Raw genomic sequence first — 16,127 nt, 5'->3', positions numbered from 1 at the left:
TACTGGTTATTGGTAATGACGCTGCTTGAAACGCTGTCGCGAACAAACGCGAGCCGTTACGCCTGCGCCGGCTTGCCGTCGCGCAGACGCCAGAGCTTCAGCGGATTGTCGTCGTGCAGCGATTGCGGCAGCAGTTCGGCGGGCAGATCCTGGTAGCAGACGGGACGCAGGAAACGCTCGATCGCCGTCGCGCCGACCGAGGTCGCACGCGGATCGGACGTCGCCGGGAACGGACCGCCGTGCACCATCGCGTACGACACTTCGACGCCCGTCGGAAAGCCATTCGCCAGAATGCGGCCGGCCTTGCGCTCCAGCGTCGGCAGCAGGCGCCGCGCGATGTCATAGTCTTCGGGTTCGATCTGCAGCGTTGCCGTGAGCTGGCCTTCGAGGTATTCGGCCACCTTCATCATCTCCTCTATATCAGCGCACGTAACGATCAGCGAAGTCGGCCCAAATATCTCGTCCTCGAGTTCCGCGGATGTCAGGAACTGTATCGCCGACGTCTGGAACAGCGCGGGCAGCGCGGCGCAGGTCGCATCCGACGACGTGCCGCGCGCAATACTCTGCACGCCGCGCTGCTCGGTGCGATGCGTAATGCCGCCCTGATACGCGCTGGCGATGCCCGGCGTGAGCATCGTCTGCGCACTCTTTTGCGCGAGTGCCTTTGCCGCGGCGTCGATAAATATCTGTTTGTTCGGTCCGTCGAGAAGCAGCACGAGACCAGGATTCGTGCAGAACTGTCCGACGCCAAGCGTGACCGATTCGATAAAGCCTGCCGCAATCTGATCCCCGCGCTTCGCAAGCGCGCCGGGCAGCACGAAGAACGGGTTGATGCTGCTCATCTCGGCAAACACGGGAATCGGCTCGCGGCGCTTCTGCGTGAGATTCAAGAGTGCAAGGCCGCCGGCGCGCGAACCTGTGAAGCCGACCGACTTGATCGCCGGATGCTGGACGAGCGCCTCGCCGATCTCATTGCCTGCGCCAACCACGAGCGAGAACACGCCTTCGTGCAGACCGCAATCGGCGACCGCTTTCTGAATGGCGCGGCCAACCAGTTCAGACGTACCGAGGTGCGCAGGGTGCGCCTTCACGACAACCGGGCAACCCGCCGCGAGCGCCGATGCCGTATCGCCGCCCGCTACGGAAAACGCGAGCGGGAAATTACTAGCTCCGAACACGCCGACGGGACCAACGGGAATCTTCTGCAAGCGCATGTCAGGACGCGGCAGCGGCTTGCGATCCGGTTGAGCGGAATCGAGCGTCGCGGTGAGCCAGCGGCCTTCGCGTACCAGCGATGCGAACAGCTTGAGCTGCCCAACAGTACGCGCGCGTTCGCCTTCGAGCCGCGCCTTGGGCAATGCCGATTCGGCTTGCGCGCGCTCGATCAATGTGTCGCCGAGCCCGAGGATGTTCTCGGCAATGGTCTCGAGAAAATGCGCGCGAATTTCGAGCAACGTCTGACGGTACGAGTCGAACGCGAGCGCGGCCAGCGTACATGCACGATCCACCTCGACCGCGCCGCCCGCACCGAACTCGGGTTCGATTTCCATGTTGCGCGCCGGGTCGAACGCGCGCAGCGTGCCCTTGGTGCCGCGCACCTCGGACCCGCCGATCAGCATGTCTCCGGTAATTTGCATGTCCTGCTCCTGTCGATGGCTGCGCGGCAGGAACGCATGTCGCGTCGCGCGGCCGGAAATCCAAATAGTGCGACGTCAAGAATGGGCGGACGATTCCGCGAGACGGCGCTCGAAGTCGAGCAAAGCCAGCGTCGCAACTTCGATCTTCGCATGATGTTCAGGCGGCGTCGAACGCAACAGCGGCAGGATCTGCCCTATGTCCGCGAGCGTCGCCAACGTGACCACGTCGTGCAGCACGCGTATCGGCGAAACGTCGTCGCGCAGGGTTTCAAGCGGCATGAACGCGTGTCAGTCACCCACTCCTGATATCACCTTTGCCGCCTTTACGCTTTGCAGCAGCCGGCGCAGGTAGTCATCGCGCGAAGGATCGTCGCGCACGATCGCGTACTGCACAGCAACGAATGTGCCGCGATCCAAGCCGTGCGAGCGTGTCGACGAACGATTGGAGACACGTTCATGGGGCGGCTCGCGGCAAAGACGATCACCCTGGCAAGTTAGCATCGCCACGCCAATGTTGTCAAACAACTTTGGGTGCACAGATTTTACAATGCAACACGCATGAGCGCGGTTTCCTCACATGAATACTGGCCCTGCATGCTGCGCTGCAGATCAAACTCTTAATAATTTTGGTATGACAACGAGTGGAAAAGCAGACTGGTTTGAATCAAACGTTTCGTAATCTCTTCCGATTTTCGGGATCGAACCGTATTTAATACCGATTCAAAACTGTGGAAAACTCTACTAAATAGCCGTTTATTCAGATCGCTGTCAGGCACGGCAGGAGCGGATTTGCGGCATTTCCTGCAGAATTGCGTCAACGCAATTAAATGTCGGTTGGCGTGAAGGCCGACTTTTAGCCATAAATGAAACAGGCAAGAAATTCTCTATCGCCAATTCGTATTATCCGGCGAATATAGTGATAGATTGATGCGCAACAAGACCCATGAGTAACCGCAGCATCGGCATGGCCATAGCCCCCTCCGCTGCGAACCTCGAGAGATAGCACCTTGCCGCAACATTTTATTGAACAGATGTCGCCGTTGCTGAAAGCGGAGAACGATGTCAGCTGGTTCCGCGAAGTCGCCCGACTGGCAGACGGCTGGGGGTTCGACCGCGTGCTGGTCGGCATCCTTCCGCGGCCCGGCATGCGGCTGGAAGACGCGTTCATCCGCAGCACGTACTCGCCGTCGTGGCGGCAGTTCTACAACGACCAGGGGTTTGCGCACATCGACCCGACGGTCGCGCATTGCATGACGAAGTCGTCACCGCTGATCTGGTCGCCGGATCTGTTCGAATCGAATCCGGCGCAAACCATGTATGAGGAAGCGCGCGCGTACGGCTTGCGCGCCGGCGTGAGCCTGCCTATCCACGGGCCGAGACAGGAATCGGGACTGATCTGTTTCGTCAACGACCATAATCCGACCGACGACTTCTGGCGTCATCTCGACGTCGTGCTGCCCAACCTGGTGCTGTTGCGCGATCTCGTCATCGACACGAGCCAGCCTCACCTGAATGCGCACACGCAGGCGTTGGTGCCGAAGCTCACGCCGCGGGAACAGGAATGCCTGAAATGGACCGCACGCGGTAAGTCCACTTGGGAAATTTCGCACATTCTTAATTGCTCGGAAGCCGTGGTGAACTTCCACCTTAAGAACATTCGCACGAAATTCGGCGTGAACTCACGGCGCGCGGCGGCCGTGATTGCAACGCAACTCGGCCTTATTGATCCAGGTTGATGAGCTCGCGCGCTTCCGGGTTATGGAGCACCTTCTCTGCCCTGCCCAGGTCGCCGTCCGTGACCGTCTTCGTGAAGTAGAGGCCCAGCAGGATCGAAACGGGTGCCGGAATCTCCGCGCCCGATTCGAAGCGGCTGCCGCGCGACTGGGTCACGCCAAAGCGCGCCCAGAATTGACGTTGGCTCTCTTTCTTTTTCTTGCGGTACGCGATGATCAGCACGCGGTCCACACCAGTCGAAGTATCCGCGCCGCGGCTCTGCACGGTCGGTTGAACGTTTGCGTGAACGCCCGCTTGCCAATGATTCTGAAGTTCCATGATGTTTTTTCCCTGTGTTGGCCCTCATCTCAATTTTGTAATCATCAGACGGACTGAGCACCTATCCAGGTGAATAGGTGTTTTTTTTATCCGAAATGCATACGGTTTCCTGCGTACCCGCGACCAACGTAAGGAGCACACCATGCATACGGCGATTCGGATTGGCACACGGCAAGAGTTCGACAACAACCACATCAACGAGATGTACCGGCTGCGCGCCCGCGTGTTTCGGGACCGCATGGGATGGGACGTTCCGACCATCGCCGGGATGGAGATCGACGGCTACGACGCGCTCGGGCCGTACTACATGCTCATTCAGGACGCCGACCGCGCCGTGCGCGGCTGCTGGCGGCTGATGCCGACGGAAGGCCCGAACATGCTGAAGGACACCTTCCCGCAGTTGCTCGACGGTCAGGACGCGCCAGTCGGACGGCATATATGGGAACTGAGCCGCTTTGCTATCGAAACGGATGGCGAGCAAACGTTTGGCTTTGCAGATTTGACGATGCACGCGATCCACGAACTGGTGACTTTCGCGGACCGGATGGGTATTACGCGCTATGTGACCGTCACGACGACGTCGATTGAACGGCTGCTGCGGCGCACGGGCATCGAGGTGACGCGGTTGGGGCCGCCCGTGAAGATCGGCGTCGAACGGACGATCGCGCTCGACATCACCGTCGACGCGATTCGCGCGGCCGTCTGCAAGCCGATGCCTGTGGCGGCGTGATGAGCCTGAGCGGAGACTAGCTGCGCCGGAACGTGATGTGCGAGATCCGGCGCACGAGCAGCGCCGCCGCCAGCGCGGCGCAGCCCGTCAGCACGACGCCGATGTGGATCGACTGCACCAGCACGTGACGCGCGGCGTCGAACAGCGCCGGCCCTTCGAGACCGGCGCGTTTCATCTCGATCAGCAGCGAGTCGCGCAGGTTTTCGTCGACGAGAATGCGCGGATCGGCGAGCTTCGGCCGCCACGCCGACGCGACGGTTTCGCCGAGCACGCGTAACGAATCTTCCACGCCCGACGCATAGCGCCGGTTCACGATCGTCGCGACGATGCTGGTGCCGAGCATGCCGCCCACCATGCGCGTCGATTGCAGCAGCGCCGTCGTGATGCCGAAGCGCTCGCGGCCGGCAATCTCCTGGCCGAACACGTTCAGGTTGTTGAGAATGAAACCGAGGCCAATGCCGACGGCCGCCATCGACATTTCGAGATAGAGATGCGGCGTCGCGGGCGTGGCGAGCGCGATACCCACCGACGCGACCACCAGCAGGCTGAAGCCGATTGTCAGAATCGCCGTCGGCCGCTTCATGTGAATCACGATGCGCGTGTTGATCATGCTGCCGAGGGCGATGCAGGCGGCAATCGGCGTCGCGAGCAGGCCGGCCTGCTGCGGCGACAGCCCGAAGCCGCCTTGCAGCAGCAGCGGCGCGAAAAAGATCAGCGAGAACATCACGAAACCCGACAGCACCGACAGCGTGAAAAGCGTCACGAGCTGCGGGTCCTTGAACAGATCGAGCGGCACGATCGGGTGCGTCGCGCGCCGCTCGCAGACCAGCAGTGCCGCCGTACCCACTACGACCAGCGCGGCGAGAATCAGGTTGCCCGTGGTCAGACCATCCTTCGGCACGGCTTCGATGAAAGTCTGAAGTCCGCCGAGCACCAGCGCGACGAGCGCGGCGCCCGCCCAGTCGATCCGTACGTCGCCCGTGCGTTCGCGCCGGTAGTACGGCAGATGCGCCCAGATGAAGTACAGCGCGAGCGCACCGACGGGCAGATTAACGAGGAATGTCGAGCGCCAGCCGAATTGCTCGCTGAGCCAGCCGCCCAGCGACGGTCCCGCCGCCGTGCCGATTCCGTATGCGGCCGCCAGCACCACCTGCCAGCGCACGCGGGTGCGCGGGTCGGGAAAGAGATCGGGGATCGACGCGAACGCGGTGCCGACCATCATCCCGCCGCCCACGCCCTGCAGGCCGCGCGCGAACACCAGAAACGGCATGCTGGATGCGAGGCCGCATAGCGCCGACGCCACGGTAAAGACGATCACGGCCGTAATCACGAAATACTTGCGGCCGAAATAGTCGCCAAGGCGCCCGAACACGGGCACCGTGACCACGGACGCAAGCAGATAGGCGCTCGCAATCCACGCGTAATACTCGAAACCGTGCAGTTCGACGACGATCGACGGCAATGCCGTGCTGACCACTGTCTGATCGAGCGCGACCAGCATGTTGACGAGACCGATGCCAAGCATGGCCAGCAGTGCGTCGCGAAAAACCAGGGGACGGGAAGGGTTCACTTCTTTGCGATACGGCGCAGTGCGCGCCGTATTTTCAGATCAGGGAAGAGGGAACAGGGCCGCAAGCACGACGCAACGGCCCGGCAAGGCGGAAAACGTCAGGAGCCGAACATCCGGTCGCGCGCATGCTCGAGATGCAGGCGCATCGCCTGGCCGGCCGCGGCTGCGTCCTTGCTGCGGATCGCGTCGAGCACGGCCAGGTGCTCGGTCTGCACGAGCCGCTGGCGTTCAAGCGTCTTCACCAGCGACAGATTGCGCGACAGATTCATGCTGAAGACGATCTGCTCTTCGATGAACGACATCATCGTGATGAAAAACTGGTTCTTCGACGCCCGCGCAACCGCGAGGTGAAACGCGAAGTCGTCCTTCGCGCCGATGCCCTGCGTTTCGATCACGCGCTCCAGTTCGTCCCATGCGTGCTGGATCGCGGCGATGTCGTCGGCTTCGGCCATTTGCGCGGCCAGTTCGGCAGCGCCCGACTCCGTCACGATGCGAAAGTCGTAGCAGCGGCGGATGTCTGAGAGCGTCTCCAGCGGCGCGAAGCGGCGCACGTCGGGGTCCGGACGGCGCGCGACCGTCGTGCCCGAGCCGTGCCGCGTCACGATGATGCCGTCGGCGCGCAGCCTCGCGAGCGCCTCGCGCACTGTCGGCCGCGACGTCTCGAAGCGTTCCGCGAGCGCATGCTCGGTCGGCAGGCGTTCGCCTTCCTTGTATTCGCCTTCGAGAATGCGGTTCAGGATGTCGCTGTAGATCTTGTCCGGCAGACCTGTCGATTTGCGCTCGTTCATCGTCGAGAGAAGCGGCTTGTCAGAATAGATTGGAATTGTAAGGCAAATAACGCGTGCTACCTGGCGAAATAACGGCTGATTCCAGCCAGAAGACGCGTGGTAGCGTGCACGCCGCCAGTATGACCGACCTCGCGTCCCACGGCAAAATCTGACAAATCTTTGATTGACATCTGTGTTCCCGCCGACCAAAGCGCGCCCTTTTCGTCGATCATTTATGCTGCAAGCGCAATCCGGACCCATTCATACCGCTTTCACGGGCGGCCCGCGCAGGCGGAACACGGCGGCGCGACGCTCTCCACGACACGGAGGCTTCATGTACACCCGCATCCTTGTTGCCGTCGACGGCAGCAACACGTCGCGCCGCGCGTTCGACGGCGCCCTGAATCTGGCCAGCAAGCTGGGCGCGACGCTGCGCGCGTTCTACGCGGTCGAGAACACGCCGATGTACTTCGACGCGCCCGGCTACGATCCGTCCATCTTGCGCAACCGGCTCGTCGAGCAGGGCAAGGAGCTGACGGCCGAACTGTCGGCGGCGATGCGCGCGCAGGGGGTATCGGGCGATATCGCGGTGGGCGAGGCGTCGTCGCTCGACGACGTGCCGACGCTCGTGCTGCGCGCCGCCGCCGATTTCAACGCCAACCTGATCATTATGGGCACGCATGGCCGGCGCGGCATGCAGCGGCTGATTCTGGGCAGCGTGGCAGAACGCTGCGTGCGTCAATCGACATTGCCCGTGCTGCTGATTCCGTCCGCTGCGGGCGGCGGCGAAGCGGAGGAAGAACCCAAGGCCTGAGCGTCGCGCGCGAAAACCGAAAGCGAAGCCTGACGCCGCTCAACAACGCGATCGCTTGCGACGCGTCATTTTGCCGCCTGGTTGCGCGCGCATCGAGTGGGACAATCGGTTGTCACCCTGCTTGTCAACCTTTTAATGCCGGTTGGTCCCATGCTCAATCCCATCGCAGTTACCGCCGCTGTCGCCCCTGCCCGCGCTGTCCGCCGCAGCCCCGCCTCCTCCACGCAGCGCGCCGTGCGCAGCGCTGCACGCTGTTCGTCGTGCGCGATGCGGCATCTGTGCATGCCGCAAGGCGTGGCCGCCAACGAAATGCCGCAGCTCGAAGCGCTGATCTGCTCGGCGCGCCCGGTGCGTCGCGGTGAGGCGCTCTATCGAGCGGGCGATTCGTTCGACAGTCTGTACGCCGTGCGCTCGGGATCGCTGAAGACAGTGATGGCCCATCGCGACGGTCGCGAGCAGGTCACGGGCTTGAGGATCGCGGGCGAAGCGCTCGGCCTCGACGGCATCAGCAGCGACCAGCACGCATGCAGCGCCGTCGCGCTGGAAGACAGTTCGGTATGCATCATCCCTTACGCGGCGCTCAAGCATCTGTGCCGCGAGATCAGCTCGATGCAGGAGCGGCTGCACAAGCTGATGGGCGAGCAGATCGTGCGCGAGGCCGCGCAGATGATGGTGCTCGGCTCGTTGAGCGCCGACGAGCGTGTCGCTGCATTCCTGCTCGATATCTCCGAGCGCAATGCGCAGCGCGGTTATTCGTCGGCGGAATTCAATCTGCGGATGACGCGCGAAGACATGGGCAGCTATCTCGGCATGACACTCGAAACGGTGAGCCGCACCCTGTCAAGATTTCAAAAGCGCGGACTGATCGACGCACAAGGCCGCCTGATCCACATCGTCGATCCGGAAGGCTTGCGCCAGGTCGGCGCTTCGTCGAACGCCTGATCCGCCAGGGTCCGCCGCGCGGCTTCGTCTCGCACGACGCCCGCGCGCATCCGCCTGGCACGTCTCCTGCGCCTGCGGTACAGTTCAAGATTATTCTTCTCGGCGAGAGTCGGGTCTTCGGCACCCCGCACTCGTCTCGTGCAAAGATGCTTGCTGTCCCCACGAGGAGACCCGGCGAATGAACCGCGACCCCGCACCGCACCACCCGCTGGCCGAACGTCTCATCGACGCGCGCCGCGTGACCGACGCCCTGTTCTCGGTTGTCAAACCCGAATACCTCTATGACCGGCCGATCCGCGAGCGCCACCGGATCGTGTTCTACATCGGCCATCTCGAAGCCTTCGACCGCAATCTGTTCGACGAACGCCTGTGCCCGCTGCCCGCGTTCGCGCCGGAGCTCGACAGGCTGTTCGCGTTCGGCATCGATCCCGTCGACGGCGGCTTTCCAACCGATCAACCTTCCGATTGGCCTTCAATCGACGCCGTGCGCGACTATGCGAACAAGGCGCGGGCGCAGATCGACAGTCGTCTCGCCGCTTATGAATTCGGCCGCGGCGGCATGGCGACGGGCTCGCCCGAGCAGCTCATGCATGTCGCCATCGAACACCGGCTGATGCACGCGGAAACGCTCGCGTACATGCTGCATCAGTTGCCGCTGGAGATGAAGGCCGCGCCGCCGGGCGTAACGTCCGCCGCGCAATCCGCGCGCAACGTCGAAGCGTCGCCGATGGTACGCGTGTCGGCTGGCGTTGCCCTACTCGGCATGAAGAAGGAAGATGGCCGCTTCGGCTGGGACAACGAATTCGGCGAGCAGCGCGTGCAGGTCGAAGCGTTCGAGATCGACCGCTATATGGTGACCAACGCGCAATTCCGCGAGTTCATCGACGCAGGCGGCTATCGCAATCGCGCTTACTGGAACGATAAGGACTGGGCGTGGAAGGAAGCCGAGGGCGTCGCGCATCCCGTCACGTGGTCGCAGAATGCTGACGGCCAGTGGACCTTGCGCACGATGTTCGAAGATATCGCACTGCCGCCCGATTGGCCCGTCTACGTGAGCCATGCGGAAGCGAGCGCGTACGCGCGCTGGGCCGGCAAGGCGTTGCCCACGGAACCACAGTGGCAGCGCGCTGCGCAAGGCGTGCCGAATGCACCATCGGGCAACTACGGTTTCCGCAGCTGGGACCCGCAAGCCGTCGATGCGTCGCCGGACAATGTCAGCGCGTTCGGTGTCGAAGGCCAGTTCGGCAATGGGTGGGAATGGACATCGTCGTTATTTGACGCACTGCCGGGCTTCGAGGCGTTTCCGTTCTATCTCGGCTACTCGGCCAATTTCTACGACGGACAGCATTACGTGCTGAAGGGCGGTTCGGCGCGCACCGCGCAATGCATGATCCGGCCGACGTTCCGCAATTGGTTCCAGCCGCGGTATCAGCATGTGTATGCGGGGTTCAGGTGCGTGAGGGTTTGACAAACAACGCATAAGTTGGCGAACACGCCTTCCAGGATCACCGTGTTCGCGCGCTCATCAGACGTTAGGCGATCGCGCTCCCGCCGTGGCGATAGGCATCGTTTCGTCTGTACGGTCAAACACTTTTTCCGGCTCGTCCGCCTCCTCCGGCGTTTCGTTATCCAGGACCCGGCGCATTCTGGGTTGGTCCAGTTCGTTGGTCCATTTGGCGACCACCAGCGTAGCCACGGCATTGCCGATGAAATTCGTCAACGCGCGCGCTTCCGACATGAAGCGGTCGATCCCAAGAATAAGCGCAAGCCCTGCAACGGGTACATGTCCGACGGCAGACAAGGTTGCTGCAAGCACGATGAACCCGCTGCCCGTAACGCCGGCAGCGCCTTTGGAGGTCAGCAGCAAAACGGCGAGCAACGTGAGCTGATGCGTGAGGTCCAGCGGTGTGTTGGTCGCCTGGGCGATAAAGATGGCAGCCAGGGTGAGATAGATCGACGTGCCATCGAGGTTGAAGGAATACCCGGTTGGAATGACCAGGCCAACCACCGACTTCTTCGCGCCAAGATTCTCCAGCTTCACCATCACGCGAGGCAGCGCGGCTTCCGATGAAGACGTTCCAAGTACGATAAACAGTTCTTCCTTGAGGTACTTGATCAACTTCCACACACTGAAACCATGGAACCAGGCAATCAGTCCTAGCACGACGAAGACGAAGAGAAGACAGGTCGCATAGAACGTGAGCATCAGCTTCCCAAGAGAGAGCATGCTGCCGATGCCGTATTTGCCGATGGTGAAGGCCATCGCGCCAAACGCGCCGATCGGCGCCACTTTCATGATGATGCCGACAATGCGGAAGAAGACGTGGGAGATCTTCTCCACAAAGTCGAATATCAGCGTGCCTCTGCCGCCGAACCAGTGCAAAGCGAAGCCGAACATTAGCGCGAACAACAGAACCTGAAGTATCTCGCCCTTGGCGAACGCATCGACCACGGTCGACGGGATGATGTTCATCAGGAATTCGGTGGTGCTCTCCATCTTGCGTCCGCTGGTGACGGTAGCGACCGCCTTCGCGTCCAGCGTCTTCGGGTCCACGTTCATGCCGGCACCGGGCTGGACCACGTTGACGATCAACAATCCGACCACCAGGGCAAGGCCGCTGACGATTTCAAAATAGAGCAACGCCAGCCCGCCCGTCTTGCCCACTTTCTTCATGTCTTCCATGCCGGCGATGCCGACGACCACCGTGCAGAAGATGATGGGGGCGATGATCATCTTGATCAGTTTGATGAACGCGTCGCCGAGCGGCTTCATCGCTTCGCCAGTGTGCGGAGCGAAAAATCCCAGCAGCATACCGGCGATGATCGCGACGATCACCTGAAAGTAAAGTGATCTGTAAAGCGGTTTGTGCGCAGCCATTTGAGCCCCCGAACAGTCACTTCAGGCGTCATTCAAAGCATCGTTCGACACGCCAGCGTGATCCGTGTGACGTCTCCCGGCACCGAACGGTGGACTGCAATCTAATACCCATGCATGCAGCGCAGGTCGCGAGCACGGCTTGCTTACCCGGCAACCTGCGAATAGCTTCTTACCAAATCATTACGAAGGCTATGCTTCGCATCCGTCCGCGACAACCGGGCAAACCCGAGCGTGCGCTGCAGCAGACCGTTTGGAAATAGTAAACAAGCCTTAACAAAAGCTGTCGAGCATGGAGGAAAGCGAACCCCGTGGCTTCGTTCGGGGCCGTGTGGCGCACGTCGCGGATGTCTAGCGCATCCGGGAGACCGCCTTGAGAATGGAATCACCATCGCTTGTGACATGAGCACGTGGGCGTCCTGAAGCGAGGTTTTCCAATGATATGAGTTGGCGCTGCAGGAGCGTGTCGAGCTCAGCGCGGCCCAGTTCGATCTGATCCGGCGCGTCCTTGATGAGCATCAAGGTGGCGAATTCGTGTGGACTCAACATACCGTCTCCTCGATTGAGTCTGTCTGCGCAGGGCAGCATTCCTTACCCTCTCCGCCTGGCAAAATAAACGACGTCGGCTCGCTGACATGCAGCAAGCCGACTGCCAGTTCAACTACGCGCCTTTAGTGATTTATCTGCTGGATGCCCGCCACTCGCCACGCCTGGTCGCCCTGTGCGTTCCTGACGATGTTCCAGATCTCCTGGAACGGCTGGGCCGTCTGTGCGTCGTCCTCCCGCATCTGACCGTAAAAGCGAACGCTGACCAGCGTTTCCTCTGCGTTGCTTTCCGTGCCCAGCATCTCGGCATCGAGCTGCGTGACTTCCGTCACGCTCGGCTCGCGACCGCGGGCTTCCAGGTCCATCTTGAGCCGCCTGAACATTTCCGGCGTCGTCAACTCGAACAGGTCACCCTGTTCGTTCCTGTCCCACGCGCCTTGAAGACGCATGAACAGGGTCTTTGCCGATGCCAGAAAGGCAGCCTGATCGGGCCCGAGCGCAAGTTCCGGTGCCTGCACGGCGCCAGCAGCACCCGTCGAATTCATCGCTGCTCGCGGCCAGCCCATGGGCGTCGCTTCTGGCCGCGCTTGCCGGATCTGATTGAGAAATTGTGAGCCGTTCGTTTGCTGCCGGTTCGCGGCACCATGCCCATAAGCCAGATCCGGACGACGCCGGTTAGCGATAAAGCGGAACAGCATCACGCCGGCGAAAACCACCAGCCCGATGAGCAGCGCATTCGACAGCATTTGCGCGAGCCCTTCACCCAGCCCAAACGACGACAACAACGCCGCAATTCCAAGGCCGGCGGCAAGGCCGGCGAGCGGGCCCATCCAGCGGTTACCTGCCGCGGCAGCAGGCGCCTGCGTTGCCTGTTGCGCCGGCTGGGCTTGCTGGCGTTGTTGCGCCTGCCCGGACGGCGACGCCGACTGCGACTGGCGCCCGATGCTTTGACTGCCGCCCACCCGCTTCGCTTCGGCATCATTCGACGCCACCGCGCCGAGGGCAAGCAGTCCCGCCAGACCGAGCGCTGCCGTCCCGCGCGTTACCGCACCGGCAGCACGTCGAAGGTGATTGACGAATTGCATGAACATAAAAAACCTCTTTTGGTAAGTCCGGGGGCTGCCCGGATCGCGCTCTTCATAGTCGCGCGGAAAACATTACGAACAGTAAATATTATTGGGTCGTCAGACTCGCGGCTGTTGAGCCTGCACTCCGTTATGGCCGACGTGAAAACTGTTGCCGTGGATGTAGTGCTCCAGTTGCCGGATCGTGTGTTCCTGCTCGGTAATCAGGTTCTTGATCAGGTCGCCGATCGACACCATTCCGATCACCTGCCCCGCCGTAATCACGGGCAGATAACGTATCCGGTGCTCCGTCATGAGCGCCATGCATTCGTCGGTTGTGTGCTGAGGGCTGACATGGCGCACCTCTGTCGACATGATGTCGCGCACCGGCGTATTCCTTGATGAGCGGTCCATCAGAACGATTTTCCTCGCGTAATCCCGCTCCGTGACGATACCGGCCAGGCGTCCTTCGTTTGCGACGATCAGTGCTCCCACCTGCCGGTGCGCCATGATCGCGATCGCGTCGTAGACGGATGCGGACGCGTGGGTGGACCACACTGTCTGGGAATCTTTTGAACGAAGAAATTGCGCAACCGATGCCATAAGTCACCTCTGTCAGTAGTCGTTAGCCGCTCACCGGCGTCCAGGTGCGAGGCTTCAATCTAACCGAATCTGATAGAACATAAAATTCGTATTTTTGTTGCCAATAGTTCGAAAAAACCGTAGCTTTGATTGACTGACGGAGGGGGCGTGAACTTCAAGCATCTGCATTACTTTTGGGTTGCGGCGCACGCGGGAGGGATCGTCCGCGCTGGCGAGCAATTGCACATCTCGCCGCAAACGCTCAGCGGCCAGATCAAACTGCTCGAAGAAGCGCTGGATAAAAAACTGTTCAGGAAGAGCGGGCGCACGATCGAACTGACGGATGCTGGCCGGCTGGTGCTCGACTACGCGGACGAAATCTTCTCGTTGGGCTCGGAACTCGAGAGCGCGGTGCGGCGCGAGAACGAATCCGGCGCGCAAACGCGGTTTCGGGTCGGGATCGCGGATTCAGTTCCGAAGGCAATCGCGTACCGGCTGCTGGAACCCGCGCTGGGCGCGCCCGTGTCGCTGCGCATGATCTGTCACGAAGGCAAGCTGCATGCGCTGCTCGCGCAACTGGCCGTGCACCGTCTCGACCTGATCATCGCGGATGCCCCCATTCCCGCCGACGTCAACATCAAGGCGTTCAATCACCGGCTCGGCCGTTCGACGCTGAGCTGCTTCGGCGCGGAGTCGCTGGTCCAAACCGCCAGAAAACGCTTCCCGTTGTCGCTCGGTCAGTTGCCGGTGTTGCTGCCCGGCACGGAATCCGCAGTGCGCCGAAAGCTGGACCACTGGCTGGCGTCACATGCCATTTCGCCGCGCATCGTCGGCGAATTCGACGACGGAGCGATGACCATGGCGTTCGGCCGCGAGGGCCGCGGCCTGCTGTTCGCGCCAACCGCGCTGGAGAGCCAGTTACAGGCCGAGCACAAACTGACGATGGTCGGGCAGATCAACACCATCGTCGAAGAGTTCTTTGCGATCTCGATTGAGCGCCGCATCAGTCATCCGGCTGTCGCGATGATCATGGACGCGGCGCGAAGCGAATTGTTCAATGGTTAGAGGACGGTGCGCCCCTCTGCGGTCCTTCCTGAACGACTTCCGAACCGCCGACTCTAAAGATCAGGGTCTTCGACCTCACGTATGAGCCTCTGCGTATTGAACCCTTAGAAAACGGACTCAGCGCTATTTGTCCATGCCTCGTTGCGCCGTCGCCAGTCGTTCGAACTGGACTCGAGGCGAGGAGTACGCAAATGATCAAGCTCGTTCGTTTTCTGGTCGCTGCCGCGCTCGGCGCGGGGTCGGCCAGCTTCGCACAGGCGGGTGGTGTGTCTGTAGGCGTCGGCATAGGCATCGGTGTGCCGGGCGTCGTGTATGCCGGTCCGCCCGTTATCTATGCGCCGCCGCCCGTCATCTATGGGCCGCCGGTGATATATGGACCGCGCCCCTGGCCCGGATACTATCGTTATCCTTATTGGTACGGCGGATATCGAGGCTATTACGGCCGCGGCTACTATGGCCCTGGCTACTACTACAGACGTGGTTACTACGGGTATCGCGGCTGGCGCCACTAGATACGCCGCAAGCGCAACGCTCACTGCGCCTCGCCACCGGCCATCGACTGAATGATGGTCGCAAGCTGCCTGCTCATCGGCAGGTCGAGGCTGGTGCCCGACGGCAGGCGGCGCAAGAACCAGCGCTTGTACTGGCGATCGATTTCTCCGTCCGCCGCAAGCTCCTGGAAAGTATCCCTCACCACTTGCGCGAGCTGCGGGTCGTCCTTGCGGAACATGATGCCGTACGGGTCATAGGACAGATAATCGCCGACAACGCGGTACTCGCCGCGCTCGCCGGCATGCTGGGCGATCAAGCCATACAGCAGCACGTCGTCGGTAGCGAAGGCGTCGGCCTTTCCGTCGGCCACCTGCGCGAAGCCCTGCGCGTGGTCAGGCACCACCTGCAATTGAATCCCGAGCCTGAATTTCGCGTCCAGATCGCGCAGCGCCTTCTCGTTCGTGGTGCCGGCCGTCACCGCGACCTTCCTGCCAGCGAGGTCGCGGAACGAGCCGATTGGCGAGCCTTTCTTGACCATCACCTTGGTGCCCGCCACGAAAATGATCGGCGAGAAGGCCACGCGTTTCTGGCGCTCCACGTTGCTGGTTGTAGAGCCGCATTCCAGATCGACCCGGCCGCTGACCACCGCGTCAATGCGGTTCTCGGGCATGACAGGCACCCACTGGATGGTCAGGGTCCGGTTGACCGCGTCCCCGATCGCCGACACGAGTGCCTTGCACAGCTCGATCGAATAGCCGATTGGCTCGTTGCGCGCGTTCAGATACGAAAACGGCACCGAGGACTCGCGGTAACCCAGCGCGATGGTGCCCGACTCCCGCACCTTGGACAGCGTGCCCGTCAGCGCGACGGGTGCAACGCTGTCGGGACCCAGGCGGGATGGCTGCGCGTCCTCCTGTGCCCGCACTGCGGCACCGGCAACCAGCAGCCCCGCGATGGCCAGCATCGACCAGAATCGCTGCGTCTTCATGGC

The 16,127-nt window shown here is 61.8% G+C and carries 17 protein-coding genes and 1 pseudogene; 7 read left to right on the top strand and 11 right to left on the bottom strand.

Translation table 11 applies throughout. The features are described from left to right. Positions 1-56 precede the first annotated feature (56 nt). Together SB822_RS32140 and SB822_RS32135 are read right to left on the bottom strand one after the other, a co-directional pair. The gene (locus tag SB822_RS32140; RefSeq protein WP_410856447.1) at positions 57-1,637 is read right to left on the bottom strand and encodes an aldehyde dehydrogenase (NADP(+)); all 1,581 of its coding nucleotides are present in this window, start codon (positions 1,635-1,637) and stop codon (positions 57-59) included. A gap of 75 nt (positions 1,638-1,712) precedes the next feature. Then, positions 1,713-2,073 (bottom strand): annotated as a pseudogene (locus SB822_RS32135) (dihydrodipicolinate synthase family protein); the annotation flags it as partial. A 595-nt stretch (positions 2,074-2,668) separates the two neighbouring features. Between SB822_RS32135 and SB822_RS32130 the strand changes: the two are divergent. After that, positions 2,669-3,373 carry a helix-turn-helix transcriptional regulator gene (locus SB822_RS32130; RefSeq protein WP_035538321.1) on the top strand — a complete coding sequence of 235 codons (705 nt, stop codon included), beginning with the start codon at positions 2,669-2,671 and terminating at the stop codon, positions 3,371-3,373. Here SB822_RS32130 and SB822_RS32125 read toward each other — a convergent pair. After that, positions 3,357-3,689, bottom strand: a complete 333-nt coding sequence (locus SB822_RS32125) for a helix-turn-helix transcriptional regulator (RefSeq protein ID WP_007586630.1) — start codon at positions 3,687-3,689, stop codon at positions 3,357-3,359. The genes SB822_RS32130 and SB822_RS32125 overlap by 17 nt on opposite strands. A 142-nt stretch (positions 3,690-3,831) precedes the next feature. On the opposite strand from SB822_RS32125, the gene SB822_RS32120 reads away from it, so the two are divergent. Continuing rightward, a complete protein-coding gene (locus tag SB822_RS32120; protein WP_007586631.1) occupies positions 3,832-4,419 on the top strand; it encodes an acyl-homoserine-lactone synthase in 588 nt (195 codons plus the stop codon). Between the two features lie 16 nt (positions 4,420-4,435). Here SB822_RS32120 and SB822_RS32115 read toward each other — a convergent pair whose 3' ends face one another. The 3 genes from SB822_RS32115 to SB822_RS32105 all read right to left on the bottom strand — a co-directional run bounded on the left by SB822_RS32115 (position 4,436) and on the right by SB822_RS32105 (position 6,989). Continuing rightward, on the bottom strand, positions 4,436-5,944 hold the full coding sequence (locus tag SB822_RS32115) for an MFS transporter (RefSeq protein ID WP_086915126.1): 1,509 nt from the start codon (positions 5,942-5,944) through the stop codon (positions 4,436-4,438). 143 nt (positions 5,945-6,087) lie between these two features. Continuing rightward, the gene (locus SB822_RS32110) at positions 6,088-6,777 is read right to left on the bottom strand and encodes a FadR/GntR family transcriptional regulator (protein WP_007586633.1); all 690 of its coding nucleotides are present in this window, start codon (positions 6,775-6,777) and stop codon (positions 6,088-6,090) included. A 56-nt stretch (positions 6,778-6,833) separates the two neighbouring features. Further along, complete coding sequence (locus tag SB822_RS32105) at positions 6,834-6,989, bottom strand: hypothetical protein (protein ID WP_410856446.1); 156 nt, start codon at positions 6,987-6,989, stop codon at positions 6,834-6,836. A gap of 101 nt (positions 6,990-7,090) precedes the next feature. Between SB822_RS32105 and SB822_RS32100 the strand changes: the two genes are divergently transcribed. The 3 genes from SB822_RS32100 (at position 7,091) to SB822_RS32090 (ending at position 9,980) form a co-directional block, all read left to right on the top strand. Continuing rightward, positions 7,091-7,570, top strand: coding sequence for a universal stress protein (locus SB822_RS32100; RefSeq protein WP_410856445.1), 480 nt, complete (start codon positions 7,091-7,093; stop codon positions 7,568-7,570). Between the two features lie 150 nt (positions 7,571-7,720). Beyond that, positions 7,721-8,512: a fumarate/nitrate reduction transcriptional regulator Fnr gene (gene fnr, locus SB822_RS32095; RefSeq protein ID WP_007739988.1), complete on the top strand. Its 792-nt coding sequence runs from the start codon at positions 7,721-7,723 to the stop codon at positions 8,510-8,512. Positions 8,513-8,690: 178 nt separating this feature from the next. Then, the gene (locus SB822_RS32090) at positions 8,691-9,980 is read left to right on the top strand and encodes an SUMF1/EgtB/PvdO family nonheme iron enzyme (protein WP_410856444.1); all 1,290 of its coding nucleotides are present in this window, start codon (positions 8,691-8,693) and stop codon (positions 9,978-9,980) included. Between the two features lie 57 nt (positions 9,981-10,037). Here the strand turns inward: SB822_RS32090 and SB822_RS32085 are convergent, their stop codons facing one another. From SB822_RS32085 to SB822_RS32070, 4 genes are all read right to left on the bottom strand, one after another. Next, a complete protein-coding gene (locus SB822_RS32085; protein WP_007586640.1) occupies positions 10,038-11,390 on the bottom strand; it encodes a dicarboxylate/amino acid:cation symporter in 1,353 nt (450 codons plus the stop codon). Between the two features lie 348 nt (positions 11,391-11,738). Further along, positions 11,739-11,936, bottom strand: a complete 198-nt coding sequence (locus SB822_RS32080; protein ID WP_007586642.1) for a hypothetical protein — start codon at positions 11,934-11,936, stop codon at positions 11,739-11,741. Between the two features lie 122 nt (positions 11,937-12,058). Beyond that, positions 12,059-13,024, bottom strand: a complete 966-nt coding sequence (locus SB822_RS32075; RefSeq protein WP_086917592.1) for a Tim44 domain-containing protein — start codon at positions 13,022-13,024, stop codon at positions 12,059-12,061. A 93-nt stretch (positions 13,025-13,117) separates the two neighbouring features. Beyond that, positions 13,118-13,600, bottom strand: a complete 483-nt coding sequence (locus SB822_RS32070) for a CBS domain-containing protein (protein ID WP_079500696.1) — start codon at positions 13,598-13,600, stop codon at positions 13,118-13,120. Between the two features lie 147 nt (positions 13,601-13,747). On the opposite strand from SB822_RS32070, the gene nhaR reads away from it, so the two are divergent. Further along, a complete protein-coding gene (gene nhaR, locus SB822_RS32065) occupies positions 13,748-14,644 on the top strand; it encodes a transcriptional activator NhaR (protein ID WP_007586651.1) in 897 nt (298 codons plus the stop codon). Positions 14,645-14,835: 191 nt separating this feature from the next. After that, positions 14,836-15,156 (top strand): hypothetical protein, encoded by a 321-nt coding sequence (locus SB822_RS32060; RefSeq protein WP_079500694.1) that lies wholly within the window; start codon positions 14,836-14,838, stop codon positions 15,154-15,156. Between the two features lie 20 nt (positions 15,157-15,176). Here the strand turns inward: SB822_RS32060 and SB822_RS32055 are convergent, their stop codons facing one another. Continuing rightward, positions 15,177-16,124 (bottom strand): amino acid ABC transporter substrate-binding protein, encoded by a 948-nt coding sequence (locus SB822_RS32055; protein ID WP_410856443.1) that lies wholly within the window; start codon positions 16,122-16,124, stop codon positions 15,177-15,179. Between the last annotated feature and the right edge of the window lie 3 nt (positions 16,125-16,127).

Origin of the sequence: Paraburkholderia sp. SIMBA_054 (genome assembly GCF_046534875.1) — a bacterium.
GTDB lineage: Bacteria > Pseudomonadota > Gammaproteobacteria > Burkholderiales > Burkholderiaceae > Paraburkholderia > Paraburkholderia hospita.
The sequence above is the reverse complement of the archived record's forward strand: the minus strand, read 5'-3'. Positions and strand labels throughout refer to the sequence as shown.